This is a genomic window from Thermosulfurimonas sp. (assembly GCF_015491435.1).
Classification (GTDB): domain Bacteria; phylum Desulfobacterota; class Thermodesulfobacteria; order Thermodesulfobacteriales; family Thermodesulfobacteriaceae; genus Thermosulfurimonas_A.
This window is the reverse complement of the sequence record NZ_WFVX01000157.1, coordinates 1-4,485: the sequence shown is the minus strand read 5'-3', so window position 1 is coordinate 4,485 and position 4,485 is coordinate 1. Positions and strand designations below refer to the sequence as shown.

The window sequence follows — 4,485 nt, the reverse complement described above, 5'->3', positions numbered from 1 at the left end:
TTAGACAAGAAAAATCTTTGCCTCAGAAACGGGCCACGGTCTCGGTGGTGCTGCCCGCCGATTTCTATCGGGAGCTCAAGCTCCGGGCGGCGATGGAAGAAAAGTCCCTGAGTTCCTTTCTGGAGCAGCTTTTAAGGATCGGATTCGCCGAATATGAACGACGCAAGCTCGAGGGGCTTCCGCCCGAAACCTTAGAGGATTTTGTCGGCCTGGTGGAATACGAAGGGGACGCCTTTAAAGATGCAGAGGCCTTTTATGAAGAATGAACCCGTGCTTGCGGATACGAGTTTTCTGGTGGCTCTTCTCAACAAAAAAGATGTTCATCATCCCCGAGCTATAAAGCTCATGCAGATCCTGAAAAAAACCTCCCGAAAGGTCGTGATCACCGATGTGGTGGTGAATGAAACTCTCGGGGTTTTAAAGAGAAGACTCAAAGAAAAAAACGGGAGAGATTTCGGGGTCTTAGCCCGAAAAGTTTTACAACTCTGGGAAAAGGAGCGAGTATTTTTCTATTTGTATGTGTCTTCCTCCTGGGAAGAAATAACAAAACTCGTCCTTGAAAGCGATGGAGAACTCAATTTTCACGATGCCCTCCTCGTTGTGGGGGCCAGAAAGACGGGAATAGAGCATATCGCCACCTTTGATCAGGACTTCAAAGATTATCTCCGCCTCGTGGAGATCTGAAACGATCCTATGTTCCTTCAGGTAAAGGTGCGCACTGCGGATCCGGAGGAGGTTCTCGCCCGGGTGAGGAAGGCCGGGCTTCTTCCCCCACACCGGAAGTATCTTTCCGGAGAGGGGCTTCTCGTCCTGGGGTATCCGGCGGAAAACCCGGATGAGACCCTGCGGGGGCTTTCCCGGGTGTTCTCCTTTGAGGAGGTGGAGGAGACCGGGCTTTCAGAGACGCCGCTTCCCGCACCGGAGCGTTTCTCCGTGGGGCCGTTAAGGTTCTTTGTCCCGGTAGAAGCCGAGGCCCCGGCCCCCGGGGAGATCTACCTTCGTTCCACCCTTTCCTTCGGAAGCGGAAGGCATCCCACCACCAAGCTCTGTCTCCGGCTCCTTACGGAACTTTTTCCGGAGGTTGCACCCGAGGCGGTCTTTGATCTCGGCTGCGGAAGCGGGATCCTGGCCCTTGCCGCGGCAGGGCTCGGGGCGCAAAGGGTCCTGGCCGCGGACATTGATCCGCGAGCGGTACGCGAGGCCCGGCACAATGTGGAAAGAAACGGGCTTTCCGGAAGGATCCTTCTCATCCGGGGAAGCCTTGACTCCGCGGCGCTCGTCCGCTTTGACCTGGTGCTGGCCAACCTCACCATCGGAACCCTTTCCGCCCTTCTTCCGGAGATCCCGGGAGTACTCAGACCCGGAGGTGTGGCCATCGTATCGGGAATTTCTTCGGGACAACGCGAAGAAATCCTGTCGGTTGTGCCCCGGGCCGAAGTCCTCCGGGAGGTAACCGAGGAGGGCTGGCTGGCCCTAGCCCTGCGCTTCTAACCCCTGCCTTCCCCGGTAAAAGACCACAAGGGTAAAAAGGACCTTTCCGTGGGTGAGAAAGGCAAGAAGGGGAAAGAGGACCTCCGGGTGCCCGAGGACACAGAAGAGAAAGATGAGGAAGATCCGTTCGTCGCGTTTTCCGGGAAAGGCGTGAAGCACGGGAAAGGTGCGGTAGGCGTCGCGTCCGTAGGCCCCCTTGAAGCGCTCGGTGACATAGCTCACCATTACCGTGCCGAGAAGGGCCAAAAGGGCGAGAGCGAGCATTAATCCCCGGGGCTTTAGCGCAAGCACCAGGACGGAAAGAAAGACAAAATCCACATAACGGTCAAGGACCGAGTCAAGAAGCCCTCCGAAGCGGGTGCGGCTTAGGGTGGCCCGGGCGATCTCCCCGTCCACCCCGTCAAGGATGGAATGGACCTGATAGAGAATTCCTCCTAAGGGAAGGCTAAAGAAGGCCAGCACCGCGGAAAGGATCCCTAAGAGAAAGGAGAGGACCGTGGCCTGGTTGGGGGTGATGCGGCCGCAGAGGTAGGGGCTCAGGGCGGTGGAGAGCTTGCGGTTTAAGTGCCGGGAGATGAAACCGTCTCCGGCGCCCTTAACACTGGCCCGGATCAGGAGGCGTTCGGCCCGGCGGAGTTCCTCCGGGGTGTCAATGTCCGTCCAGAAGAGACCGGAGAGCTCGGTGGCCGGGATCCGGGCCGCGGCGGCGATCTCCGAAAGGCTCACCTCCTCTTTTTCCTCCACCAGGCGCTCGGCCACCGCAAAGATCTCCGGGGTGAGCACAAAAAATCCGGTATCAAGACCGTCGTATTCCGTAAGGCCCTTTCCCAGGGCCGCGATCCGTCCCTCCCGGACCTTAACCCGGGTGGCCTCCTCGTGATCCACGTAAAGGCCCCGGCGGTCAAAGATAAGGCCCTCCCCCGAGACCGCCTTTCGCACGAAGGCCTCCTCGTAGAGATGGTCGGACATGGTGAGGACGAAGGGCCCGGTTACCGCCTCCCGCGCACACCAAAGGGAATAGCCGTTTCCCCTCTCCGGATGGGGATTTTCCGTAAGACATACGCGAAATTCCGGATGTTTTTGAAGAAATTCCTCAAAATATTTGCGGTTTTCCGGGTTCACCACCAGGACGAATTCCTTAACCCCGGCCTGGGAAAGGAGGATCAGGTGGCGCAGGAGGAGTTCACGCCCGGCCACCCGGAGAAGACCCTTGGGATAGCCCGTGCGGTGAAGACCCATGCGCGTGCCTTTCCCCGCAGCAAGGATCACCGCCTGCACGGGAAAACCTCCTTTTTCGGAGTACACTTAAAGACATGGGCACAAAGACGGTTTCTTTCAACCCCTGGGTGGAAGGAGACCTCAACTTCTTTCAGTTCACCGGGCTTACCCCGGAGGTCCTTTCGGCCCTAGAAGCGGCGGAGGCGGTGATCCTCCCCCAGACCGTGTCCCCGGAGTTTTACTTTTTTGTCCGGAGGCTCGGGAAACGCGTGTTCCCCGACTACGACCTGCGCTTTTCTTTTCCGGGAAAGATCGGGCAGATCCTTCTCTTTAAGGCCCTTTCGCTTCCCCATCCCGAGACCCTTTGTGTGCCGCGGATCTGTGCCTTCGGGCCGCATCCCGGGGCCGCGGAGATCCGTCTCCCCGATCCCCCCTTCGTGGTCAAGGGAAACCACGGTCATGAGGGCCGCGAAATCTTCTTGGTGGAAAGCCCTTCGGACTGGGAGGAGGCCCTTTCGCGTCTTAAGGCCTGGGAGGCCTCGGGGCGCTTCGGGTTCCTCATCCAGGAATATCTCCCCTGGGACTACGACCTGCGGGTGGTGGTGATCGGAAAGAGACGCCTTTGCTTCTGGCGAAGGGGCCGTTTCCGGAAGAATCTGGTCCAGGAGGGGGAAGCGGCGGAGTGTCCGGACGCAGAACTTGAGGCCCGGGCCCTTTCCGTGGTGGAGAGGCTCTGTGCGGCCTCGGGGCTAAACCTCATGGCTGTGGATCTTCTCTTCCGGCCCGAGACCGGGGAGGTCTTTTTAAACGAGATAAACTTCGTCTTCGGCCTGAGGCTTATCGGGGGCGAGGAGCGTTTCCGGGCCTATCTTTCCGAGGCCGTGGCGGAGTTCCTTAAGGCAAACTCGTAGCCCCGGTTAAAGACCCTGCGGTTGGGCTCAAGGAGGTGGCGGCGGTGTTCCGGAAGGAGGCTTTGAAGACCGGAAAGCACCTTCTCCGGGGGGACCACCCGGGTTGCGGCCACCAGGGCCCCGAGAGCGGCCATGTTGGCTAACCCCGGCGCCCCTTCCTCCTCGGCCAGATCATCGGCCGGAAGGAAGAGGAAGCGGCGTCCGGGGAACCCTGCCGCGCGCTCCCTGGGAACCAGATTCTCGTTCACCACCGCAAGCCCCCGGGGCTTTAGCCGCGGAACGAACTTCTCAAAGGAGGGAAGGTTCATGATCACCAGGGCCCGGGGACGGGTGACCACCGGGGAGGCGATCTCCCGGTCGGAGAGCACCACCGTGCAGTTACAGGTCCCCCCGCGCATCTCCGGCCCATAGACCGGAAGGAAGGTAACGCGCAGTCCGGCCTCCATCCCGGCCTGGGCCAGCAGATTTCCGGCAAAAAGGATCCCCTGCCCGCCGAAGCCGGCCAAAATGACCTCAAACTTCACGGGCCGTCTCTCCATCCAGGTATCTCTCCTTCCATGCTACCATACTTCCCTCTTTCGAAGCTCAGGTAAGGTCCCGGAAGACCCCCAGGGGGAAGGTCTCGGTGAGTTCGTCCACCTTGCGGGCCGCGGAGACCGGGTCAAGCTTCCAGTTCACCGGACAGGCGGAAAGAAACTCCACATAACCGAAGCCCCGCTCCTCAAGCTGGGCCAGGAAGGCCCTGCGCAGGGCCTCTCTGGCCTCAAGTACCCTCTTGGGGGTGTTCACCGCCACCCGGGCGCAGAAGGCCACCCCGGGAAACTGAGCCAGGATCTCGGCCACCTTGAGGGGATAACCGTAAACC

The 4,485-nt window shown here is 59.8% G+C and carries 6 protein-coding genes and 1 pseudogene; 4 read left to right on the top strand and 3 right to left on the bottom strand.

Annotated elements, in window-relative coordinates:
* From F8J34_RS07140 to F8J34_RS07130, 3 genes are all read left to right on the top strand, one after another.
* The coding region (locus F8J34_RS07140) for a hypothetical protein (RefSeq protein WP_297057684.1) at positions 1-266 on the top strand (266 nt) is incomplete at its 5' end.
* Entirely contained in the window at positions 256-684 is a 429-nt protein-coding gene (locus F8J34_RS07135; protein WP_297057682.1) for a PIN domain-containing protein, read from the top strand. The genes F8J34_RS07140 and F8J34_RS07135, both read left to right, overlap by 11 nt.
* A 9-nt stretch (positions 685-693) precedes the next feature.
* Positions 694-1,491, top strand: coding sequence for a 50S ribosomal protein L11 methyltransferase (locus tag F8J34_RS07130; protein WP_297057678.1), 798 nt, complete (start codon positions 694-696; stop codon positions 1,489-1,491).
* On the opposite strand, the gene F8J34_RS07125 is transcribed toward F8J34_RS07130, so the two are convergent.
* Positions 1,474-2,769: a bifunctional L-myo-inositol-1-phosphate cytidylyltransferase/CDP-L-myo-inositol myo-inositolphosphotransferase gene (locus tag F8J34_RS07125; RefSeq protein WP_297057676.1), complete on the bottom strand. Its 1,296-nt coding sequence runs from the start codon at positions 2,767-2,769 to the stop codon at positions 1,474-1,476. The genes F8J34_RS07130 and F8J34_RS07125 overlap by 18 nt on opposite strands.
* Positions 2,770-2,804: 35 nt before the next feature.
* Between F8J34_RS07125 and F8J34_RS07120 the strand changes: the two genes are divergently transcribed.
* Complete coding sequence (locus F8J34_RS07120; RefSeq protein WP_297057674.1) at positions 2,805-3,620, top strand: hypothetical protein; 816 nt, start codon at positions 2,805-2,807, stop codon at positions 3,618-3,620.
* Here the strand turns inward: F8J34_RS07120 and F8J34_RS07115 are convergent.
* Both F8J34_RS07115 and F8J34_RS07110 read right to left on the bottom strand, forming a co-directional pair.
* Complete coding sequence (locus F8J34_RS07115) at positions 3,575-4,159, bottom strand: 2-oxoacid:acceptor oxidoreductase family protein (RefSeq protein ID WP_297057671.1); 585 nt, start codon at positions 4,157-4,159, stop codon at positions 3,575-3,577. The genes F8J34_RS07120 and F8J34_RS07115 overlap by 46 nt on opposite strands.
* 46 nt (positions 4,160-4,205) lie before the next feature.
* Positions 4,206-4,485: pseudogene (locus F8J34_RS07110) on the bottom strand (2-oxoglutarate oxidoreductase); the annotation flags it as partial.